This window comes from Mycobacterium sp. E2733 (assembly GCF_001667585.1).
In the GTDB taxonomy this organism is placed as follows: domain Bacteria; phylum Actinomycetota; class Actinomycetes; order Mycobacteriales; family Mycobacteriaceae; genus Mycobacterium.
Genome location: NZ_LZJZ01000092.1, coordinates 119,318 through 139,238 on the forward strand (window position 1 = coordinate 119,318; position 19,921 = coordinate 139,238).

20 protein-coding genes and 1 pseudogene are annotated in these 19,921 nt (G+C 66.6%); 11 read left to right on the forward strand and 10 right to left on the reverse strand.

The genetic code is table 11. From position 1 onward, the window contains the following. The first annotated feature begins 149 nt into the window (after positions 1-149). Positions 150-704 carry a hypothetical protein gene (locus A5678_RS16915; RefSeq protein ID WP_197502168.1) on the forward strand — a complete coding sequence of 185 codons (555 nt, stop codon included), beginning with the start codon at positions 150-152 and terminating at the stop codon, positions 702-704. A gap of 7 nt (positions 705-711) precedes the next feature. Here A5678_RS16915 and A5678_RS16920 read toward each other — a convergent pair whose 3' ends face one another. Further along, a complete protein-coding gene (locus A5678_RS16920; protein ID WP_068044322.1) occupies positions 712-1,887 on the reverse strand; it encodes a thiolase family protein in 1,176 nt (391 codons plus the stop codon). A 192-nt stretch (positions 1,888-2,079) separates the two neighbouring features. Between A5678_RS16920 and A5678_RS16925 the strand changes: the two genes are divergently transcribed. Next, positions 2,080-2,469: a MauE/DoxX family redox-associated membrane protein gene (locus A5678_RS16925; RefSeq protein WP_068044323.1), complete on the forward strand. Its 390-nt coding sequence runs from the start codon at positions 2,080-2,082 to the stop codon at positions 2,467-2,469. Between the two features lie 221 nt (positions 2,470-2,690). Here the strand turns inward: A5678_RS16925 and A5678_RS16930 are convergent, their stop codons facing one another. Beyond that, entirely contained in the window at positions 2,691-3,278 is a 588-nt protein-coding gene (locus tag A5678_RS16930) for a TIGR03086 family metal-binding protein (RefSeq protein ID WP_068044326.1), read from the reverse strand. Positions 3,279-3,368: 90 nt separating this feature from the next. Between A5678_RS16930 and A5678_RS16935 the strand changes: the two genes are divergently transcribed. The 4 genes from A5678_RS16935 to A5678_RS16950 all read left to right on the forward strand — a co-directional run bounded on the left by A5678_RS16935 (position 3,369) and on the right by A5678_RS16950 (position 8,328). After that, the gene (locus A5678_RS16935) at positions 3,369-4,256 is read left to right on the forward strand and encodes a DMT family transporter (RefSeq protein WP_068044327.1); all 888 of its coding nucleotides are present in this window, start codon (positions 3,369-3,371) and stop codon (positions 4,254-4,256) included. Between the two features lie 98 nt (positions 4,257-4,354). Next, positions 4,355-5,110, forward strand: a complete 756-nt coding sequence (locus A5678_RS16940) for a sensor domain-containing protein (RefSeq protein WP_068044330.1) — start codon at positions 4,355-4,357, stop codon at positions 5,108-5,110. Between the two features lie 198 nt (positions 5,111-5,308). Then, a complete protein-coding gene (locus A5678_RS16945; protein ID WP_068044332.1) occupies positions 5,309-6,646 on the forward strand; it encodes a CBS domain-containing protein in 1,338 nt (445 codons plus the stop codon). Beyond that, the gene (locus A5678_RS16950) at positions 6,643-8,328 is read left to right on the forward strand and encodes an NRAMP family divalent metal transporter (RefSeq protein WP_231983692.1); all 1,686 of its coding nucleotides are present in this window, start codon (positions 6,643-6,645) and stop codon (positions 8,326-8,328) included. The genes A5678_RS16945 and A5678_RS16950 overlap by 4 nt, the downstream gene beginning before the upstream one ends. Here A5678_RS16950 and A5678_RS16955 read toward each other — a convergent pair. Further along, on the reverse strand, positions 8,318-9,343 hold the full coding sequence (locus A5678_RS16955; RefSeq protein WP_068044334.1) for a TIGR03617 family F420-dependent LLM class oxidoreductase: 1,026 nt from the start codon (positions 9,341-9,343) through the stop codon (positions 8,318-8,320). The two genes, A5678_RS16950 and A5678_RS16955, sit on opposite strands and share 11 nt — an antisense overlap. 262 nt (positions 9,344-9,605) lie before the next feature. On the opposite strand from A5678_RS16955, the pseudogene A5678_RS27965 reads away from it, so the two are divergent. After that, positions 9,606-9,733: pseudogene (locus tag A5678_RS27965) on the forward strand (excalibur calcium-binding domain-containing protein); the annotation flags it as partial. A 21-nt stretch (positions 9,734-9,754) separates the two neighbouring features. After that, positions 9,755-10,246: a hypothetical protein gene (locus A5678_RS16960; RefSeq protein ID WP_231983693.1), complete on the forward strand. Its 492-nt coding sequence runs from the start codon at positions 9,755-9,757 to the stop codon at positions 10,244-10,246. An 11-nt stretch (positions 10,247-10,257) separates the two neighbouring features. On the opposite strand, the gene A5678_RS16965 is transcribed toward A5678_RS16960, so the two are convergent. Together A5678_RS16965 and htpG are read right to left on the reverse strand one after the other, a co-directional pair. Then, on the reverse strand, positions 10,258-10,473 hold the full coding sequence (locus A5678_RS16965; protein WP_068044338.1) for a hypothetical protein: 216 nt from the start codon (positions 10,471-10,473) through the stop codon (positions 10,258-10,260). Between the two features lie 104 nt (positions 10,474-10,577). Continuing rightward, positions 10,578-12,512, reverse strand: a complete 1,935-nt coding sequence (gene htpG / locus A5678_RS16970; protein ID WP_068044397.1) for a molecular chaperone HtpG — start codon at positions 12,510-12,512, stop codon at positions 10,578-10,580. Positions 12,513-12,623: 111 nt separating this feature from the next. Here htpG and A5678_RS16975 point away from each other — a divergent pair, with 111 nt between their 5' ends. Further along, positions 12,624-13,241 carry a TIGR03085 family metal-binding protein gene (locus A5678_RS16975; RefSeq protein WP_068044340.1) on the forward strand — a complete coding sequence of 206 codons (618 nt, stop codon included), beginning with the start codon at positions 12,624-12,626 and terminating at the stop codon, positions 13,239-13,241. Positions 13,242-13,247: 6 nt separating this feature from the next. Here the strand turns inward: A5678_RS16975 and A5678_RS16980 are convergent, their stop codons facing one another. The 3 genes from A5678_RS16980 to A5678_RS16990 form a co-directional block, all read right to left on the reverse strand. Continuing rightward, the gene (locus tag A5678_RS16980) at positions 13,248-14,798 is read right to left on the reverse strand and encodes a class I adenylate-forming enzyme family protein (RefSeq protein WP_068044342.1); all 1,551 of its coding nucleotides are present in this window, start codon (positions 14,796-14,798) and stop codon (positions 13,248-13,250) included. Beyond that, positions 14,795-15,580 carry an acyl-CoA thioesterase domain-containing protein gene (locus A5678_RS16985; RefSeq protein ID WP_156746953.1) on the reverse strand — a complete coding sequence of 262 codons (786 nt, stop codon included), beginning with the start codon at positions 15,578-15,580 and terminating at the stop codon, positions 14,795-14,797. The genes A5678_RS16980 and A5678_RS16985 overlap by 4 nt, the downstream gene beginning before the upstream one ends. Positions 15,581-15,773: 193 nt before the next feature. Beyond that, positions 15,774-16,511, reverse strand: coding sequence for a VIT family protein (locus tag A5678_RS16990; protein ID WP_197502166.1), 738 nt, complete (start codon positions 16,509-16,511; stop codon positions 15,774-15,776). Positions 16,512-16,842: 331 nt separating this feature from the next. Between A5678_RS16990 and A5678_RS27970 the strand changes: the two genes are divergently transcribed. Both A5678_RS27970 and A5678_RS16995 read left to right on the forward strand, forming a co-directional pair. Further along, the gene (locus tag A5678_RS27970; RefSeq protein ID WP_082945589.1) at positions 16,843-17,397 is read left to right on the forward strand and encodes a chitin-binding protein; all 555 of its coding nucleotides are present in this window, start codon (positions 16,843-16,845) and stop codon (positions 17,395-17,397) included. Positions 17,398-17,684: 287 nt separating this feature from the next. After that, the gene (locus A5678_RS16995) at positions 17,685-18,038 is read left to right on the forward strand and encodes a hypothetical protein (RefSeq protein ID WP_068044346.1); all 354 of its coding nucleotides are present in this window, start codon (positions 17,685-17,687) and stop codon (positions 18,036-18,038) included. A 7-nt stretch (positions 18,039-18,045) separates the two neighbouring features. Here A5678_RS16995 and A5678_RS17000 read toward each other — a convergent pair whose 3' ends face one another. Both A5678_RS17000 and A5678_RS17005 read right to left on the reverse strand, forming a co-directional pair. Further along, on the reverse strand, positions 18,046-18,681 hold the full coding sequence (locus tag A5678_RS17000) for a class I SAM-dependent methyltransferase (RefSeq protein WP_068044348.1): 636 nt from the start codon (positions 18,679-18,681) through the stop codon (positions 18,046-18,048). Then, entirely contained in the window at positions 18,678-19,610 is a 933-nt protein-coding gene (locus A5678_RS17005) for an SAM-dependent methyltransferase (protein WP_068044349.1), read from the reverse strand. Before A5678_RS17005 ends, A5678_RS17000 begins: the two co-directional genes overlap by 4 nt. Positions 19,611-19,921: the final 311 nt, after the last annotated feature.

Here is a 19,921-nt window from a genome sequence, read left to right on the forward strand (position 1 = left end):
TTGGTAGCGTTGACCAACTTTACCCTGCCAAGGCGACGCGGCGGGCCCCACCCCGAGACGGAAGTTCCGGCCGTAATCTGGGGAATGTGAGCGGGGGCAACGTTCCATTCTTGAGCCGACTGCGAAGCATTCCCCGGGGGCGGCTGATCGTGGTCGGTATCGTCTCGGCGGTCGCGCTGTGCGGCGTACTCGCCTTCGTGGGGGCGAAGCTGACCGAGGACAACCACGGCGCCGGGCCACCCACCGCCCAGCCACCACCGCCGCAGAGTTTCGCCATCCCGGGTTGCTACAACATATCGGTGCCGCCGATCGAACGCCCGAAGCGGCTCAACGTGCTGGGCTGCGCGAGCGTCGCCGTTGCGCTGCAAGACATGTCGTGGAGTTCGTGGGGGCCGCAGGGCGCCGACGGGACCGGCACGGCCGTGTTCAAGGTCTGCGACCCGAACTGCGCTGCGGGCTATCAGCTCACCGAGCCGGTAGTCGTACACGCCTGGAATCCGCAACCTCCGCGGCGCGAGGCCATCTGTCAGGTCGGCCTGAACATTTTCGCCGACATGATCCTGGCCTTCCCCAGAGGCGTCCCCCCACCGAACGTGCAGAAGATGAACGCCCAGTACAACGGGCAGCCGGCGGTGCACTTCGCCAACTACTCGAGCGGCGACACGCGCGGCACCCAATTCATCGGCTACACGTACTGCAACTAACGCTCGATCAGACCTCGATCACCACGGCGCCGCCCTGGCCGCCGCCCGCGCACATGGCCGCGACGCCGATGCCGCCGCCCCGGCGGGCCAGCTCGTAGGCCAGCGTGGTCACCATGCGCGCGCCCGACGCCGCGATGGGGTGGCCGAGGCTGCAGCCGCTGCCGGAGAAGTTGACCTTCTCCTCGTCGATGCCGTACTCACGGCACGCCGCGATCGGCACGGAGGCGAACGCCTCGTTGATCTCCCACAGCGCTACGTCGTTGACGGACAGACCGGCCCGCTGCAGCACCTTGCCGATGACCTTGACGGCCCCCAGGCCGGTGTCCCTGGGCGCGACGCCCGCGGCCGCCCAGGCCCGGACTGTGCCCATCACGCTGAGGTTTTCGGCGGTGGCGTAGTCGCGGTCGACGAGGGCCACCGCCGCCGCGGCGTCGTTGGTGCCGCTGCTGTTGCCCGCCGTGATCGAGAAGCCCTCGATCTCCGGGTGCAGCACTTTGAGCGCGGCGAGCTTCTCGACGGTGGTGTCCCGGCGGGGATGCTCATCGACGGAGAACTCGGTGACCGAGCCGTCGAACTGCGTGATTTTCAGCGGGACGATCTCGTCGAGGAACTTGCCGGCGTCCATGGCGGCAATCGCGCGCTGATGGGAACGCGCGGCCCAGGCATCCATCTCTTCACGAGTGATGCCTACCGCCTGTGCGGTGTTCCAGCCCACCGTGATCGACATGTCTTTAGCCGGCTCATCGGGGGTCTCGACGTGGGTCGGCGGCATCCAGCGCTCCTCGAAGTTCAGCTCGGGACCCGGGATGCGCCAGTTCGTCAGCGGCGTCATCGACAACGACTGCACGCCGCCGGCGATGAGCACGCGTTCCATGCCGGAACCGATCTGGGCCGCGGCGTTGCCGATGGCGGTCAGGCTGCCCGCGCAGTGCCGGTTCACCGATTGGCCGGGAATGTCCTCCATGCCGGTTGCGGTGGCCGCATACCGTGCCAAATCCCCACCGCCGTAATGCGATTCGGCGAAGATGATGTCGTCAATCGCGGACGGGTCGATGCCGGACCTGCGCACCACCTCCGGGAGCACCGCGGTGATCAGTGTCTCGGGCGGTGTGTTGACGAGCGTGCCCTTGAAGGACCGGCCGATTGCCGTCCGAACCGCTCCGACAATGACGGGTGTAGCCATGTTCTCAACCTCGAAGGGTCTGGCTGCGATGGGCAGCGCGGATGTCAGCAGATAACGCGAATCGTAACAAATACCGTATGGGCAATAGTAAATGGCCTGAGTTCACCTGGGCGGGTGGGCGACGAACAGGAGCCGCAACTTCCGCGGCATCAACACCGACGCCGACCGCGCGTGACGGGACACAATGGACCGATGACCGCACCACGAGCTCAGCGTGACACCACCCAGCTGGCCGCGTACCGGGTCGCGGCGATGCTCCTCGGCGCGGGGATGCTGCATTTCGTGGCGCCCAAACCCTTCGACACGATCGTTCCCGCCGAGCTGCCCGGAAGCCCGCGGTTCTACACCTACGCGTCGGGCGTGGCCGAGGTGGGGGTCGGGGTGGCGTTGCTGCCACGACGCACCCGGCGGTTGGCCGCGTTGGCGGCGGCCGTGTTGTTCGTCGGGGTGTTCCCCGCCAACGTCAACATGTGCCGGCTGTGGTGGAACAAGCCCTGGCCGATGCGGATCGCCGCCCTGGCCCGGCTTCCCCTGCAGGTCCCGATGATCACCACCGCGCTCAAGATCAGCCGCAACAGCTGACGCCGACAGTTGTCACAATTGCCACAGGAGTCGCTGCCGGAAAAGATGCCCGAAGTGCCCGCCTCGCAGCGACAATCCGCGCACCGGCCGGCTCCACTGTTTTCGTCGCCCGGTTTGTCGCTCGGAGGCGGGCAACTCCGTGTGCCAACCGGCGCGGGGACGGGTGTGGCCTTTGTGGAAGGGTCAAGGGACAGAGCAAACTAGTTGTGCCGCAAGCGAAGTCACGCCCGGACGTCGACCGAGCGGCCGAGGAACGCCATGAGCCGGGCAGTCGGCGTGGCATCGGCTGGCGCGGCCTGGGCCGGACCGAAACCGCCCGGCCGCCGCAACATCTGCTCCGGCACCGACTCCACCAGCCCGCCGCTCAGCGCCAGCAGGTCCTCGGGCAGCTCGATAACCCGCCCCTGTGAGCGATGGATGTCCCAGGCGTGCATGGCCAAGTCCGAGACGGGATAGGCCAGCGCCCGGCCCAACGGAACCTCGCCTTCCGGCGATGTCCGCATGCCGTCGAAGTCGGCGCCGCGCAGAGCTTCTCGTAGCCGCATCGCGAGCTCACCGAGCCGCGCCGCCGGATTGTCGCATATCCATTCGGACGGCTGCGAGGGACCTGCCCAGATCTCGCCGTTCTCGACGAGCGTCACGACTTTCGCTGCGCTGCCGGTGGCGTGACCCACCAGCTCGCGCAGGCTCCAGCCCTCGAGATTGGATGGCTGGTCCCACTCATCCACTGAAATCTGGCCGACGGCCTCGGTGAGCAGGCGCATCGCCTCGGTGGCCAGCACGCCGATGCGGGAGGTCGTCTCGTCCATGTCGTGGAATCTCCTTAATGGGCGCGCACGCGCTGGCCGCGTACCGTCCAAAAGTCTAGGGTCGCCATGCCGGTTACACAGGAGGTCCGCGTGGGCAAGTCAGATATCGCAGCGGTTCTCGCGATCGCCGCCGCCCTGATGGTTGGCATCGGAGACGTCATCCAGCAGCGATCCGCACAGCAGGTCACCGATAAGCCGGTTGGCACCCTCGCGCTGTTTCGCCGCCTGCTTCGCGATCGTCAATGGTGGACGGGCAGCCTGGTAGCCGGCGCTGGGTTCGGGTTTCAGGCCGCGGCGCTGGACCTGGGTTCGGTGGTGCTCGTGCAGGCACTGTTGGTGACGTCGTTGCTGTTCGCGTTGCTCATCAGCGCGCGGGTGAACCACCGGAGAATCACTCTGCGGCAAGGCATTTGGGCTGTTTTGCTGGCGGCCGCGGTCGCGGTGGTGGTGACCGTCGGCGACCCGCAGGAGGGAACGCCGCGAGGCTCGGTGCAGACGTGGACCATCGTCGCGTTGGTCATGGGTCCGGCGCTGATCATGTGCGTCATCGGCGCACGCATGTTCCGGGGCGCGGTCGGCGCGTTGTTGCTGGGCCTGATGTCCGGCTCGCTGTGGGGATTGTTCTCGGTGTTGACCAAGGGCGTGGTCGACCAACTCGGCCACGGCATCCCGGCCCTGCTCCGCATCCCCGAGGTATACGTGTGGGTGGTGGTGGCGATCGCGGCGACTGCCTGGGAACAATCGGCCTTTCGGGCGGGCCCACTCACAGCGTCGCTCCCGGCCGTCACCGTCGCCGAGCCCGTCGTCGGATCGGTGCTCGGTGTCACCGTGCTGGGCGAGACGCTGCGGACCAACGATGTCGGCCTGGTGGCACTGGGTTTGTCGGTTGCGGTGATGGCGGCGGCCACGGTGGCGCTGGCCCACAGCCAGGCCACCTCGACCCCGCCGGCCGACGAAATGCCCCCAGTATCAGCCTGATCTGTCGTACGCTTCATCCGCGAAATCAGTTCTGAATAGGCGACGCGCTGGGGGCGCGCGAGATGCTTGATAGCCGAATCAAGCGGGAAGGCACTCATATGCGCCAGCTGGCAACGGCTCTCGCCATTGCGGGCATTGGAATACTGGTCGCCGGTTGTGGCAACAATGACGGAGGCGGCACCGCCTCGTCAACCACCACCACCAGCACCAAGGCTTTGTCGTCAAATGCTCCCCTGACGAAGGCCCAACTGCCCGGCCTGATGCTCAGCCCGAACGAAATCGACACCGCGCTGGGTGTCACCGGAACGGCCAGTGACCCACCCAAAACCGCGCTGGAAGAAGACACCGCCAAGCGCAGCGATTACACGCTTCCCGCCGAATGCAAGTACGCGATTCACGCGGCCCTGGCACCCGTTTATGCGGACAGCGGGTACACGGCGGTTTACGGCTACCACGACCTTGCGCCCGCTCCCCCGGGTGCGGATGACCTGGAAAGCCCTGACGTGTATCAGTTTGTCGTGCTGTTCCCCGCGCCCGACCAAGCGAACGCGTTCTTCACCACTTCGACGCAGCAATGGCCTGCCTGCGCCAACCGCTTGGACACCGTGCCCGCCGACAGCACCCATCCCGAACTTCAGTGGAAGGTCGGACCGGTCGCCAACGCCAACGGAGTTCTGTCCACGACCGTAACTCTGACCATCAACCGGAACGGCGCGAACATAACAGTGCCCTGTCAGCGAGCACTGACCGTCCGCAACAATGTCGTCATTGACATCGACGCATGCCGCAAGGACGCGGGAGACCTTGGCGCCAGCCTCGCCAAGCAAATCGCCGGGAAAGTCGGCCAGCAATAGGGCTCGATGGCCGCCTGCCGTTCATTTCTCAGCGGTAGCTGCTCGCCGGGACACCGGCGTACGATCTTGCAGCCGGTCAAGCGACGACACTTGCGCCACCACCGATCCTGGCGGTAAGCCGTAGCTGCACGCAATGTCGCGACCCGGTTTCGTGCAGTCTGCTCGAAGGGTCGGTCGCGGGGTGTCGAGGAGGAACGAATGAGCGCATCGGAGACGACGGCCGAACGCAGCGGGGAGCGACCGGTGATTCACCTCTCGCAGTTGCTGCGCGCGCCGGTGCTCGCCCGCGCCGGTGAAACCGTCGGCCGGGTCGAGGACGTGATCGTCCGGCTGCGGGGCGCCGACGAGTATCCACTGGTGACCGGGATCGTTGCGGGGGTCGGCGGGCGGCGCGTATTCATCGGCGACAAAACCATCGATGAGTACACCGCGGATCGAGTCCTGTTGACCAAGAACAAGGTTGACCTTCGCGGCTTCGAGCGCCGCAACGGCGAGGTGCTCTTGCGGGCCGATGTGTTGGGCCATCGGTTGATCGACGTGGCCAACGTGGAGTTGATCCGCGCCTATGACGTGGAGCTGGAAGATACCGGCGCCGGATGGATGCTGACGCGCGTCGACACGCGACGGCCACCCCGGTTGTTCGGTCTGATCAAGCAGTCCGGCGGGCACGCGGCTCGCGATTGGAAGGCATTCGAACCGCTGATCGGAGACGTCCGCTCGGACGCCGTGCGGCGCTTGTCGGACCGGTTCGGCGAGTTCAAGGCCGCCGAGATCGCCGATCTCCTCGAAGAGGCGGACAAGGCCGAGGGCGGCGAGATCCTCGACCGGGTGCGCAGCGACCCCGAACTGGAAGCCGACGTGTTCGAGGAACTGGAGCCGGAGAAGGCCAGCCGGCTCCTCGATGGCATGCCCGACGACGAGGTCGCCGCGCTGCTGGGTCGGATGCGGGCCGACGATGCCGCCGACGCGATCGCCGACCTGCGCCAGTCGCGGCGCCGGCCTGTGCTGGACCTGATGCCGGGCCCGCAACGCACCAAGGTCATCACGCTGATGGGCTTCAACCCCGAAAGCGCCGGCGGTCTGATGAACGTCGACTTCGTCGCGTGCGCCGCCACCACGACGGCCGCCGAGGCGTTGGACCTGATCACGACCGCCAGCACCATACAGCCGGAGGCGCTCATCAAAGTGCATGTTCTCGACGGGGATGGACGGCTCGACGGGGTGGTCTCGGTGATCACGCTGTTGCAGGCGCCGGCCAGTGAAACGCTTGGGGGACTGATGGATTCCGATCCGGTGCGGGTCACTGCCGACGCCGACCTGACGGACGTCGCGCTGTTGATGGCCGACTTCAACCTCTACTCCATCCCGGTCGTCGACGAACAGGACCGCGTGCTCGGGGTGGTCACCGTCGACGACGTGCTCGAGGCGACCATCCCCGAAGACTGGCGTCGGCGTGAGCCCGCGCCGCGCCCCGTCCGCGAGCTCACCCAACCCGGTGACACCAACGCACGCGTGCCGGGAGGTAACGCGCCGTGACCGCAGGTCGCGAGGAGACCGGCCGGCCGGTGGCGGCCGCGGTCGACGTTGGCTCCACCAAGCCGGCCACACCGGGGCGCAGCGCGGTGCTCGACACCGCGCACCTGGGTGACATCGAGGGCGCGTTCGGACGCATCAGCGTCGGTGAGATGGAGCACGCCCGCACCTGGAAGACCCGGTTGCTGACCCTGCTGGCGATCGTCGGTCCTGGAATCATCGTGATGGTCGGCGACAACGACGCCGGCGGGGTCGCCACCTACGCGCAAGCGGGACAGAACTACGGCTATTCCCTGCTGTGGGTGCTGCTGCTGCTGATACCGGTGCTGATCGTCAACCAGGAAATGGTGGTCCGTCTCGGGGCGGTCACGGGCGTCGGACACGCACGGTTGATCAACGAACGCTTCGGCCGCGGCTGGGGCTGGTTCTCGGTCGGCGACCTGTTCCTGCTGAACTTCTTGACGATCGTCACCGAGTTCATCGGTATCAGCTTGGCCGCCGAGTACATCGGCATCTCCAAATACGTGGTGGTGCCGGTCTCGGCGGTGGCACTGGTCGCAATCATGGCGAGTGGAAGCTTCCGGCGCTGGGAGCGCGCCATGTTCGTTTTCATCGCCGTCACCCTGCTGCAGATACCGATGCTGCTGATGTCCCACCCGCAGTGGGTGCATGCGGCGAAATCATTCGTGATACCGAGCATTTCGGGTGGCATGAGCTCGGATGCGGTGCTGCTCATCATCGCCATCGTCGGCACCACCGTGGCACCCTGGCAGCTGTTCTTCCAGCAGTCCAACGTCGTCGACAAGCGCATCACCCCGCGCTTCATCGGCTACGAACGTGCCGATACCGTGCTGGGCGCCTTCGTCGTCGTCATCGGCGCGGCGGCGTTGGTGATGACCGGCGAATGGGCGGCACGTTCCACCAACACCGCCGGCAGCTTCACCGACGCCGGCGCCACCGCACACCTACTCGGGGAACATCGGGGGGCGCTCGGCTGGATCTTTGCGATCGTGCTGATGGACGCCTCCATCATCGGCGCCGCCGCGGTGACCCTGGCCACCAGTTACGCCTTCGGCGACGTCTTCGGCCTGAAGCACTCGCTGCACCGAGGATTCGCCGATGCCAAACCGTTTTACCTCTCTTACACCGCGATGGTCGTGTTGGCCGCCGCCATCGTCCTCATACCGGGCGCTCCGCTCGGTCTGATCACCACCGCCGTTCAGGCCCTTGCCGGCTTACTCCTGCCCAGTGCCAGCGTCTTTCTGCTGCTGCTGTGCAACGACCGGGAAGTGTTGGGGCCGTGGGTCAATCGTCCCTGGCTCAACGGGGTGGCCGGATTGATGGTCGGCACGCTGCTCCTGCTGTCGGGAGTCCTGATGGCCACCACCCTGTTTCCCAAACTCGATGTCATCGCGGTGGCGGGTTATCTGGCCCTGGTCCTGGTCGTCCTGGCCGCCGCGGCGGCACCGATGCTGCGCTGGATGGCCCGCCGACAACCCGCGGCGCCCCCGGCAGCGCTCCCGGCGCGCGGAGTGGACCGCAATACCTGGCGCATGCCGCCGCTGACCCTGCTGGAGCCGGTCACCTGGTCACCGGGCACCCGGCTCGGCATGATCGCGTTGCGCGGCTACCTCATCCTCGGTGCATTGCTGTTGGTGGTCAAAGCAATACAACTCAGTCACTGACAGCTTGCCGTATCTGACGGGCCACCTCGCCGTACCGTTCGAAACGCTCCGGATCGCCCACAGCGTTGTAAAGCACGAGCCGCGTGGCCTTTCCGGCATATTTCTTCTTCAGCGCGTCAACCAACCCGTCCCATGTCGACTCGGTGGCAAAGGCGGCGATGTGGTCGTCGCTGACCTGGGCCGCCATTCCCTCCATGTCCCCGGCCTTCTGCTTTTCCCGAATCCGGGCGGTCGTGCCCTCGAACCCGGCCTGGTCCCAGATGAATGCGTAATTCGGTGTGCTGCCGTAGAACGCCATGCTGGCCCGCACCACTTCGCGTTGCTTGTGGAGCTCTTCGTCGCTGTCGCCGACGATGGTCATCACCGGCACGATCACCGCGAGGTCCGACGGCGAGCGTCCCGCCTTTGCCGCTCCCTCGGCAATGCTCGGCAGGACGTGACGGGCGATGTAGCCCGGCTCGCCGATCGGATGCACGTGCACCCCGTCGGCCACTTCGCCCGCCATCCGCAGCATCCACGGATTGACCGCTGCGATATCGACTCTCGGATCGGGCGCCTCGATGGAACCCGGGCTCCATTGCGGGGTGATGAAGTCGAGGTCATAGAAGTCGCCGTGATGCTCGAGCGTCCCGGATCTGAACGCCGCGAAGCACGCTTTGACGGCGAACAAGTAGTCCCGCAGCCGGGGTCCGGGCCGCTCGAACGCCACGCCGTAGCGCCGCACGACGTGGGTGCGCACCTGGGTGCCCAGGCCCAGCCGGAAGTTTCCGCCGGTTGCTTCCTGGAGCTCCCAGGCCGTGGCCGCCGTGACGAAGGGGCTGCGCGGGAAGGCGACCGCCACGCCCGTGGACAGCTCGAGGCCGGGAGCCGCCTGCGACGCCACGGCGGCGTTGAGGTAGGCCGTGCGCCCGGTCTCGGTGAACAACAAACCGGAAAATCCGGCGGATTGCGTTCGGCGGGCGAGGTCACCGATCTGGTGTAGAGGCTGCGGGACCGTCATCGCGTCGACATGCATTCCTCGGAGCCTACGTGGGGCCGGGCGCCGTCCGGGTTGGGGGACAACCGTGCCGGCGTATCCGCCTCTTGCCGCGCGACCGCGGCACAGTGTTAGCTCTGTAGGCAGCAGCAACCACAGCCGTATCGCTAATAGGAGGCCCTCGAACATGCTTCGTGGATTGGTCATGGCCGGAGCAATCGCGGCGGGAATTGCCGTGGCTCCCCCGGCCGATGCCACCCCGTCGACGACGACTACAACGACCTCACCGACGACGGGTCGCAGCGTCTACTACCCGAATTGCAGGGCGGCGTGCGCCGCCGGAGCCGCCCCGATCTACGCGGGACAGCCGGGATACCGGGCCCGCTTGATCGCGACGGCGACGGCATCGCGTGCGCAGTCTGCCACTGAAGGCACCCGATGGTACTTACGGTGCGATTGCTAGCCGCCCTCTCGATGGCCTGTGCGGGTCTCGTCGCGTGCGGGTCGCAGCACGCCGCACCGCCCAACGCCTCCGGTTCGAGCGCGCCGAAGTCGTCGACGCCTGCGAGCTCGAGCGCATCGAGTTCGGTCGTCTCGCCCGCGACCACCAGCACGCCGGCGTGCGTCGGTTTATCGATATGCCCGCCACCGCCGCCGGACGCCGAGGGCAATCCGGCGTGCTACTACGCGGACGGCTGGCGCGCCGACTCCTCGGGCGGCGGGATCGAGGTGTGGTACTTCCGCGACCCGAAGGAGCCGTCGCAACCGGACAGGGTCACGGCGCTGGTGCGCAAAAAGGATGGCACCAACGAATCCCAGGACGCCGACATCGCCGCCGACCAACAAGTGCATCGTTTCGGATTCCCGAGCGTCGCGCCGTCCGCGGTGCAAGAGGTCTTCTTCAGCAGCGGCAGCGGGCGCTGCTTCGTCATCGGGCCGTGACGCCCGAGCGCTCAGCGCCTCGGGGGACGGTGACTCACCGGAGCGGTAAAGCCCTGGGTGTCGTCGAACTGAGCCCACTCACCATCGTCGTTGACCTCCATGCGCCAACCCAGCTCGGTACTGCCGCCAATCGAATGGATGAACCACGCGTGCGCGGACTCCGCGCAGGCAAAATCCTTCGTCGCGACGACCCGCCCACGTGGATCGATGACGCGAAACTCAGTCATGGGAGGTGATTATCCCTGCCAGCGGCTTTTCAATCGAGCTAATCGCCCATTTGCGGATAAAGCCGCCAGCGAACGCTGTTCTCGCAGATCTGGCAAATCCTGGGCTAGACGGTGCGGGTCAATCGGTCGGCGAGCAGCTCGGCGAACCTCGCCGGATCGTCAAGCGCGCCACCCTCGGCGAGAAGCGCTGTGCCGTAGAGCAATTCGGCGGTCTCGGCGATTGATGGGTCGTCGCCGCGGTCATGGTGTGCTTGGCGCAGGCCGGTGACCAGCGGATGGTTCGGATTGAGTTCGAGAATCCGCTTGCCGACCGGGATGTCCTGCCCGGACGCGCGGTAGAGCCGGGCGAGCGCGGGGGTGATGCCGAACGCGTCGGTGATCAGGCAGGCCGGCGAGTCCGTCAGGCGGCTGGAAAGCCGTACTTCCTTGACGTGTTCGCTCAACGCCTCCTTCATCCAGGTCAGCAGGTCGGCGAATTCCTTCTGCTGCTCCTCCCGCTCGGCCTCGCTCTCCTCGCCCTCGGAGCTGAGGTCCACCTCGCCTTTGGCGACCGACTGCAGCGGTTTGCCCTCGAACTCGGTCACCGTGCCCACCCAGACCTCGTCGACCGGGTCGGTGAGCAGTAGGACCTCGTAGCCCTTGGCTTTGAAGGCCTCGAGGTGGGGCGACTTCAGGATCTGTTGGCGCGTCTCCCCGGTGGCGAAGAAGATCTGCTCCTGACCTTCCTTCATGCGCTCCACGTACTCGGCGAGGGTGGTGGCCTCCTCCTCGCTGTGCGTCGAGGCGAATGAGGATATCTGCAGCAGGGCGTCCCGGTTGTCGAAGTCGGACAGCAGCCCCTCTTTGACGACTCTGCCGAATTGGGTCCAGAAGCTGCGGTAGTCGTCGGGCCGCTCGGACTGCATGTCCTTGATGGTGGAGAGCACCTTCTTGGTGAGGCGCCGGCGAATGGCCTTGATCTGCCGGTCCTGCTGCAGGATTTCGCGTGACACGTTGAGCGACATGTCCTGTGCGTCGACGACGCCCTTGACGAAGCGCAGGTATTCGGGCATGAGCTGGTCGCAGTCGCCCATGATGAACACGCGCTTGACGTACAGCTGAATTCCGGTCTGGGCGTCGCGGTTGAACAGGTCGAACGGCGCGTGGGACGGGATGAACAGCAAGGCCTGGTATTCGAAGGTGCCCTCGGCCTTCATCGCGATGATTTCGAGCGGGTCATCCCATGCGTGCGCGATGTGCTTGTAGAACTCCTTGTACTCCTCCTCGGAGACCTCTTCCTTGGGCCGCGCCCAAAGCGCCTTCATCGAGTTGAGCGTTTCGATCTCTTTGGTGACGGTCTCGCCGCCGCCCTCCTCCGTGGGCGGCTCCCGTCGTTCGACCTCCATCCGGATGGGCCAGGCGATGAAGTCGGAGTACTTCTTCACCAGGCCCCGGATCTTCCACTCCGAGGTGTAGTCGTACAGATCATCCTCGGCGTCCTCGGGCTTGAGGTGCAGCGTGACGGACGTTCCCTGCGGAGCGCTCTCGACGGCTTCGATGGTGTAGGTGCCCTCGCCGCTCGATTGCCACCGGGTGGCCTCGCTCTCGCCGGCCTTGCGGGTGAGCAGTTCGACCTTGTCGGCGACCATGAAGCTCGAGTAGAAACCGATGCCGAACTGGCCGATCAGCTCCTCGGAGGCGGCTGCGTTCTTGGCGTCCTTGGCTTCGCGCAACTGCTGGCGCAGTTCGGCGGTGCCCGACTTGGCCAAGGTGCCGATCAGACCGACGACCTCGTCCCGCGTCATGCCGATGCCGTTGTCGCGGATGGTCAGGGTGCGCGCGTCCTTATCCACTTCGACCTCGATGTGCAGGTCAGAAGTGTCGAAGTCGAGGTCCTTGTTCCGGAAGGCCTCCAGCCGCAGCTTGTCCAATGCGTCGGAGGCGTTCGAGATCAACTCCCGCAGAAACGAATCCTTGTTGGAGTAGACGGAGTGGACCATCAAGTCCAGCAACTGTCGGGCCTCTGCCTGAAACTCCAACTGCTCGACACGCGCGTTCATCGACATTCCCTACATTTCTCCCGAGACATGACGTTTCAAATTTACCGAGGCGCGAAGCGCTCGTGTCCGGGGGTTCGCCCGTAGCGATCACGTCGGGCCTACGCTGAACAGATGTCTGTTGCTCAACGCGAACGAGCCGCCCTTGTCGACACCCTGCGCGGGGTCGGACCCGATGCACCCACCCTGTGCGAGGGATGGAAGACGCGGGACCTCGCCGCCCACCTCGTCATCCGGGAGTACCGGCCCGACGCCGCTCCGGGCATCCTGATCCCCTTCTTCGCACCGCACACCGAGAAGGTCCAGGACCAGATGGCCGGGACCGCGTGGGACGAGCTGGTGGACAAGGTCGCGTCCGGCCCGCCGGTGTACTCGCCGTTCAAGCTGCTCGACGCGGTGGCCAATGTCGCCGAGATGTTCATCCACCACGAGGATGTGCGCCGCGCCCAGCCGGGCTGGAACCCGCGCGAGCTGGAGCCTGCCCTGGCCGGCCGGCTTCGCCGCACCCTGCCGCTGATGGCGCGGCTCACGCTCGCCAAGGTGCCGGGCCGGGTGGCGTTGCGGACCCCGGAGGGCAAGACGCTGCTCACCGCGGGGCGCGGACCGGCGGTCACGGTGACCGGTGCGCCGGAGGAACTCCTGCTGTTCGCGGTCGGGCGCGCCGCGCGAGTCGAGTTCGACGGCGACGCAGCGGCGGTCGCGGCCGTCCGGGATGCGCCCAAGGGGCTGTAGCGGCGTTCAGCCGAAGGCCGCTCGAAGCTCTTTTTTGATCACCTTGCCGAACTGGTTGCGCGGCAGCGCATCGACGACCACGAGGCGCTCGGGATGCTTGTAGCGGCTCAGCCCGCGTGAATGGCAGTGCTGCACCAGCGATTCCAACGACAGGTCCTCGGTCGACGCCGGCACCACCACCGCGCATACCAGCTCACCGGTGCGCGGATCGGGGATGCCGATGACCGCGACGTCGGCGATCGCGGGATGGGTGGCCAGCACGTTCTCCACTTCGAGGGCCGACACATTCTCCGCGTTGCGGATGATCGCATCCTTGATGCGACCGGTCACGCGGACGTTGCCGTCCTCGTCGACTAGCCCGAGATCGCCTGTGCGGAGCCAGCCGTGCTGGTCGAACGCTTCGGCGTCGAGCGCGGCGTCCGCGTACCCGAGGAAGCACTGCGGTCCCTTGAGCCGCAGCTCACCTTCCTGCCCGACGGGCAGTTCGGCTTCGTCGGCGCCGACGACGCGGACGCTGACCCCCGCTGTCGGCTTGCCGACGGTGTGGTCGAGCGACTGGGCCGTGTCGCTGAGCGATGGTGAGGCCGCCACCGGGAATTCGGTGAGCCCCCATGCGTTGGCGATGCCGGGCAGGCCGAAGGCCTCGCGGATTTGGCGGCCCAGTTCGGCCGTGATCGGCGCGCCGCCGGCCAGGCAGCCGCGGAGGAAGGGGAACAGCGGCTGGTCGCCATGGGCGCGTTGGGCCTGGAGGAAGCCGACGAAGAATGGGGTCGCGGTGCCAAGGAAGGTCGGGTTGTGTTCCGCGATGGAGAACGGTGTCGTCGCCGGGTCGAATACCTCGAAGAGCGCCAGCCGCATGCCGGTTCGCAGCGCGGCGGCCAGCATCACCGCGCCGCCGATGTGCGCGACCGGGAAGGCGATGGGATCGACGTCGCTGCTGGTGATGCCGATGGCGTCGACCAGTCCCGTTGCGCCGGCGATCACCGATGCGTCGGTATGGCGTATTCCTTTGGGCGCCGCGGTGGTTCCCGACGAGTAGTAGACCCAGCGCGGGTCGCGGGCGGAGCTCGGCGGCGGTGTGAGCGCATCGGTGGCTGCGCGGGGCAGCCGGAGCTTGTCGTCGTCCGGCGGCGTTGTCAGGTCAACGGTGATGACCTCGAAGCCCCGGGTCGCGGCCAGGCTGCGTGCCAGCGCACCGTGATCGAACCCGCGCCAAATCTCGGGCACGACAAGGAATTCCGAAGAGAGTTGCTCGGTGATGAAGCCGACCTCGTGCTCGCGCAGTATCGGGATGATGGGATTTTGCACCGCGCCGAGCCGGGCCAGCGCCGCCATGACGACCATGGTCTCGAGGGTGGTCGGCAGCTGCCAGGACACCACGGTTCCCGCGTGTATCCCACGTTCGGTGAACGCCGCGGCGGTCACGCACGCGGCATCGTGGAACTCACGGGTGGTCAGGCTGCGCCCCCGGGCGTCGGCGAGCAGCGGTCGCGTCGAGGCCGCCTGCGCCGCGTCGGCGATCAGCGTCCAGTAGGTGGCGTCGTTTCCGCTGCTCATCCGTTCGTCGGATTGACCTGCGTCGGGCGGAATCCGGAGTGGGCGATTGCGACCGACACACCACTGCCGATGGGCCCCTTGCGGTCGACGAGCACGGCAGACCCGGTGGCCACGCCCTCATGGCTGTAGTGCGTCAGCGAGGCCATGCCGATGTGGGGTCCGTCTGGCAGCCGGCTCAACGTGAGCGTGTAGTCGGCGTTGATGAATTGCAATCCGTTCGTGCCCCAATTGGCAAGGGAGGCGGTGATATCGGCCGCCATGGCGGCGCGGGTGAAGGGGCTGAGCGGTTCACTGTCGATGAGCGAGCGCGTCTCATACAGCCAGGTGTATTTCTGGCCGGAGGTATCGGCCCATTCGGGATCGCGATTCTGCAGTTCGGTGCCCCAGCCGTAGGTGCGCATGAAGAGTGTGGGTTGGGCGCCGTCCTCGATGGGCAGCGGCGGCATCTGCAGATTCGGCGACCACACGTGCCCCTCTGGCTGCGGACCCCGCCGCAGAAACAAGGCGCTCCCCCGCGCGACGGGGACGCCACGTTGGCTGAGGACGGCCTCGGCGAGGCGCAGCCGCCGACGATCGTGGTGCACGGTGGTCTGCACCTCGATGGGGTCGAGCGCGACCGGTGCGGGAAGGTCGACGGTCAGCCGGGCGGGTTGCAGTTGCGGGTCGTCGACCGCGTGTTCGACGGCCCAGCCCAGCAGTCCGCCGACCACGTGCCCGCTGAGCGAGGGACCCCACCCGCCGCGCGCGATCGGATTTGGCACGAAACGGCTTTCGTCGCGCAGAAAGTACGGCGTCTGCGACGCTGAATCGACGTCATTCGGCACGAGATTCGTTTCGGTCAATGCGCGACGCTCCGCCCAGAGTCGGGATCCCCCTTGTGAGGATGGCAACAGTTGATATTACTGTTTGGGTTCCCGTCCCCCTGGGCCGACCTGTCGCAGGTCAATTCGCCAGCCGAGCAAGCGCATTGGCGCCTTAGGCGATCGCCGCACCGACCAGGTGGCCGATCACGTAGGTGATCGACAATGCGAGACCGCCCCCGATGACATTGCGGAGGACTGCCCGGCCCCTGGGCGCCCCACCCAAACCGGCCGATACCGCCCCGGTGAGCACCAGCGCGGCGAGTACCGCGGCCACGGTGACCGGGATTCGCCACGTGGCGGGCGGCGCCAATATCGCGACCAATGGCAGGAGGGCGCCGACGGCGAACGACAGCGCCGAGGACGAGGCGGCCTGCCACGGGTTCGTCAGCTCCTCGGGATTGATACCGAGTTCGACTTCGGCGTGAGCGAGGAGCGGATTGTGATCGGTGAGCTCCTCGGCCACGGTGCGGGCGGTCGCGGGGTTCAGGCCTTTGGCTTCATACAGGGCGGCAAGCTCGTCCAACTCGGCGGCCGGATCGTCACGCAGCTCTTGCCGCTCCTTATGCAACAGCGCCTTCTCGGTGTCACGCTGGGTGCTGACCGACACGTATTCGCCCAGCGCCATCGATACCGCTCCGGCGACAAGCCCGGCGGTGCCGGCCGTCAATACCGGGGCGCGTTCCACCGTCGCCGCCGCGACTCCCACCACGATGCCCGCCGTCGAGACGATTCCATCGTTGGCGCCCAGCACTCCGGCGCGCAGCCAATTCAATTTCGATGACACCGAACCCATATGGGGTTCGGACTGATGCGGATGCGACGGACTCGACACGGCGGCAACGATATACATGAATAGCCCGCTGAACTAGGAAACATAGCCTTGCCAAAGGGTTTGAGGCCTCTTGTCCTCGTTGGGTCGCCTGAAGGTGGCTCCGCCAGGGCGGCGTCGGTTCACGACACATAAACGCCTGCTACGACACGTTGCGGCGGGTCGAGTGGCTTATGTTTCGCGGTTCCCGCAACCCTGCCGGTCCTCCTTCCGCCATGTCAACACGCAGGTCGGCACGCCGCAGAAGTTGCGCCTGGGCCGCACACAGCCAATGCATAGGCAAGCTATCTAGGGTCGGTCTGCGTAAGGGGGATTCCGAGGAATTCATCAGTAGCCAGACAGGTGAAGGACTATGAAATTCAAGCAAATACTTGGGGGTATAGCCGTCGCCGGCGCTCTGGGCGCCGCAGCGTTCGGCACGGGTGCGGGTGCCGCCAACGCCGCTCCTTCAGCGCCAGCACCCGGTCCGTCCGGCAATCATGGTGGACCGGCTCCCGGCGGTATACATCCGCCGAACGCACCCGGCGATCCGGGCGCACCCCACGGTGGGCCCGGCGGCCCGGGCGGCCCCGATCACCCAGGTGGACCTCCCGGTGGACCCGTTGGGCCCGATCACCCGGGAAGTCCGGGTGGGCCCGGCGGGCCTGGCGGCCCCGATCACCCGGGCGGGTCCTGGCACGGAGACCCGCAGCGCGGCTACTTCCGCGGCGCCCCGTGGGGTGACGGGCCGGCACCTTGGGGGCCGGGCGAGCCGCCGCGACCTGCGTGGGACCGGCCGCTCCCCCCGCCCGGTGGGCAGTGGCGATATGGCCCGATCAACTACTGGGGCTACCAGGAGACTCCCGTGTGGAACCCCGGATTCAATCAGTGGGGCTTCTGGTTCTTCGGAGTCTGGATTCCGCTGTAAACAGCGTAATCACAACGCCCGCTTCGCCACTCGGCCAGGCGGGCGTTGTGCGGTCACGCGATAGCTCTCACATCAGCGGATCACCCTGCGGCTCAACCGTTTAACCGGCGGCCACAGCTAGCCAGCCGTCGCGAGCCTTGCCTGGTGGGACTTTTGGCCTCTTGGCGGGGGCCGTACGCCATGTCATAGATGCCGTATGGCCCTCGTTTGACGGGTCTCGGTAGCGAAACATCGGGGTCACAGTTGCGTTTCCGCACGCTTGAGTAAACGACTGGAGAAGAGGCGCGATGAGCACGGCCGACTTCAAGCCCGCAATGCCACGGCAAGCGCGAGAACCTCGCCTGACCCTCCTTTACGCCGGCACACTGGCTGTTGCCGTGGTGTCGGGCATCTGCGCATTGGTCGCCCTGGCAGCCGGCTCGCCGCTCCAGTTCGGTGTCGCGTCGGCGGTATTCGGTGCCGGGTGGATCGCCACCGACTTCATTGAACGGACGGCTGCACGCGGGCAGGAGCGTTTCGCTCGGCAATGCGTCGTCGCCCGGCCGGTCCCCGGTTATCGACCCTCCCGCGTCGTGTACGGCGTTGGCTGCGGGCATTTCTCGCGGCCGGAACGACACGTCATGAGCAGGCTGGCCGCCTGACGATCGCTCAGCTCTTGGTGCCGACGGTGATCAGGTCGGAGATGATCCGGGTCCAGGCCGGTCGCGGGATGCGGTGCTGGTCGCTGATGACGAATCCGGCGCCTTCGAACAACGCCTTCATCTCCGCCGGCGACGCATTGTGTTGCGGTTTCCACCTATTGGCCGACGATGCCTGCAGCCGCGGTTGCCGCGTGCTGAGGGCCGCGACGGCCACCAACCCGCCCGGGGCAAGCACGCGGTGGAATTCGCGCAGTGCCGCCGGCTGGTCGAAGAAGTGGAACGCCGACGTGGTCACCACCGCGTCGAGCGCACCGTCGCCGAATGGCAATTGCTCAGCTGGGCCGCGCAGCCACTGCACCCGGCCGGTTCTGGCACGCGCCTGGGCGAGCATGCCGTCGGACATGTCGACACCGTAGATCTCATCGGGCTGCAGTTCGCGGGCGATCCGATCGCTGAGAATGCCAGTGCCGCAGGCAATATCTGCAATCTTGCGGGCATGGTGAGCGCGCAACTGCGCAATCACCTCATCGTGGGGCGGGCGGTAAACCCACTGCTGCAGGAATGGCAGATCGTAGGCCGGCGCCAAAAAGCTCCATAGCCGCGTGACCGCGTCGTTGAGTCCTCGTCGACTCGGTGCCGTCATTCGCTCAGCACCGAGCTGTAGTAAATGGTGTCGGCGACGGACACCGAGTCGTTCGTCTGCGGAATCGCCGCCAGCCCACTGCCAGCCAGCAGCTCACTCATCTGCGTGCCCACCGTCTGCCACCCCAAGTTCTGCAAATAGTCGGCGACGTCGTTGCGTTCACCCTCGAAACCCAGCTCCTCCCAGTCCAGCTCGAAGCCGTGGTCGCGCCATTTGGCGGTGGCCCTGCGCATCATTTCCCGCGCTTTCTCGACGTCCTGCCGTGGCCGGTCCGGGATGGCTTCGACCGCCAGCCTGCTACCCGGGGCGCTCAGCGCGGAGATGTTGTCCAGCAAGCGGTCCTGGGCCTCTGGCGGCAGGTACCCGAAAAGGCCTTCCGCGATCCACGCGGTCGGACGGCTCTTGTCAAAACCGGCATCCACCAACGCTTTCGGCCAGTCACGCCGCAAATCGATGGCGACCGTACGCAGGTCCGCCTGAGGGGCGGCGCCGAGCTTCGCCAGGGTGGTGGTCTTGAACTCGATCACCTCCGGCTGGTCGATTTCGAACACCGTCATGTCGGCGGGCCAGGCCAACCGGTAGGCGCGCGCGTCAAGGCCGGACGCCAGGATCACCGCCTGACGGATCCCGGCCTGCGCCGCGCTGTGAAAGAAGGTGTCGAAGAACCGGGTCCGGGCGGCCATCGCCACGGGCATGTGCTCGAGTTTCCAACCGGATTCGTGATCGTCGACGTCGGCGGCGACAACATCGCCGTCGATCCATCGCGTGAAGAAGTCCACGCCGACGGCGCGAACCAGCGGTTCGGCGAACCGGTCCTCGATCAGCGGGTTGTCGGCCTTGGTCGCGATCGCTCGGGCCGCGGCGACCATCGTGGCCGTCGCGCCCACGCTGGTCGCCAAATCCCAAGTGTCGTCGTCTGTGCGTGGCATGCGCCTGGTCCCCTCAAAGTGAAAGCGATACTTAGCCACTATAACGACCGCGAGGGGCGTTAAGTTCCCGAGCGCTTCACGCCAGGTGGCCGTGCGGTCCGGGCGTCGGGCTAGCGAGCCCTAACTCGGACCGGGGCCTATCGGTCCAGCCGGTCTAGCCGGTCCAGCCGGTCCGCCCGGTCCACCCGGGCCGCCGGGGCCAGCGGGGCCGCCCGGACCATTCACGGCGGGCACCAAGGGCACGCATTGATGCAAGTCCACACTCCACACAAACCCCACAGCGCAATTGGGGTCGGCCCGGGCTATCGCCG

Coding starts and splice junctions, on each gene's coding strand:
- A5678_RS16920 (WP_068044322.1), bottom strand. CDS start 1,887: ATGGCTACACCCGTCATTGTCGGAGCGGTTCGGACGGCAATCGGCCGG.
- A5678_RS16925 (WP_068044323.1), top strand. CDS start 2,080: ATGACCGCACCACGAGCTCAGCGTGACACCACCCAGCTGGCCGCGTAC.
- A5678_RS16930 (WP_068044326.1), bottom strand. CDS start 3,278: ATGGACGAGACGACCTCCCGCATCGGCGTGCTGGCCACCGAGGCGATG.
- A5678_RS16940 (WP_068044330.1), top strand. CDS start 4,355: ATGCGCCAGCTGGCAACGGCTCTCGCCATTGCGGGCATTGGAATACTG.
- A5678_RS16945 (WP_068044332.1), top strand. CDS start 5,309: ATGAGCGCATCGGAGACGACGGCCGAACGCAGCGGGGAGCGACCGGTG.
- A5678_RS16955 (WP_068044334.1), bottom strand. CDS start 9,343: ATGCATGTCGACGCGATGACGGTCCCGCAGCCTCTACACCAGATCGGT.
- A5678_RS16965 (WP_068044338.1), bottom strand. CDS start 10,473: ATGACTGAGTTTCGCGTCATCGATCCACGTGGGCGGGTCGTCGCGACG.
- htpG (WP_068044397.1), bottom strand. CDS start 12,512: ATGAACGCGCGTGTCGAGCAGTTGGAGTTTCAGGCAGAGGCCCGACAG.
- A5678_RS16975 (WP_068044340.1), top strand. CDS start 12,624: ATGTCTGTTGCTCAACGCGAACGAGCCGCCCTTGTCGACACCCTGCGC.
- A5678_RS16980 (WP_068044342.1), bottom strand. CDS start 14,798: ATGAGCAGCGGAAACGACGCCACCTACTGGACGCTGATCGCCGACGCG.
- A5678_RS16990 (WP_197502166.1), bottom strand. CDS start 16,511: ATGTATATCGTTGCCGCCGTGTCGAGTCCGTCGCATCCGCATCAGTCC.
- A5678_RS27970 (WP_082945589.1), top strand. CDS start 16,843: ATGAAATTCAAGCAAATACTTGGGGGTATAGCCGTCGCCGGCGCTCTG.
- A5678_RS16995 (WP_068044346.1), top strand. CDS start 17,685: ATGAGCACGGCCGACTTCAAGCCCGCAATGCCACGGCAAGCGCGAGAA.
- A5678_RS17000 (WP_068044348.1), bottom strand. CDS start 18,681: ATGACGGCACCGAGTCGACGAGGACTCAACGACGCGGTCACGCGGCTA.
- A5678_RS17005 (WP_068044349.1), bottom strand. CDS start 19,610: ATGCCACGCACAGACGACGACACTTGGGATTTGGCGACCAGCGTGGGC.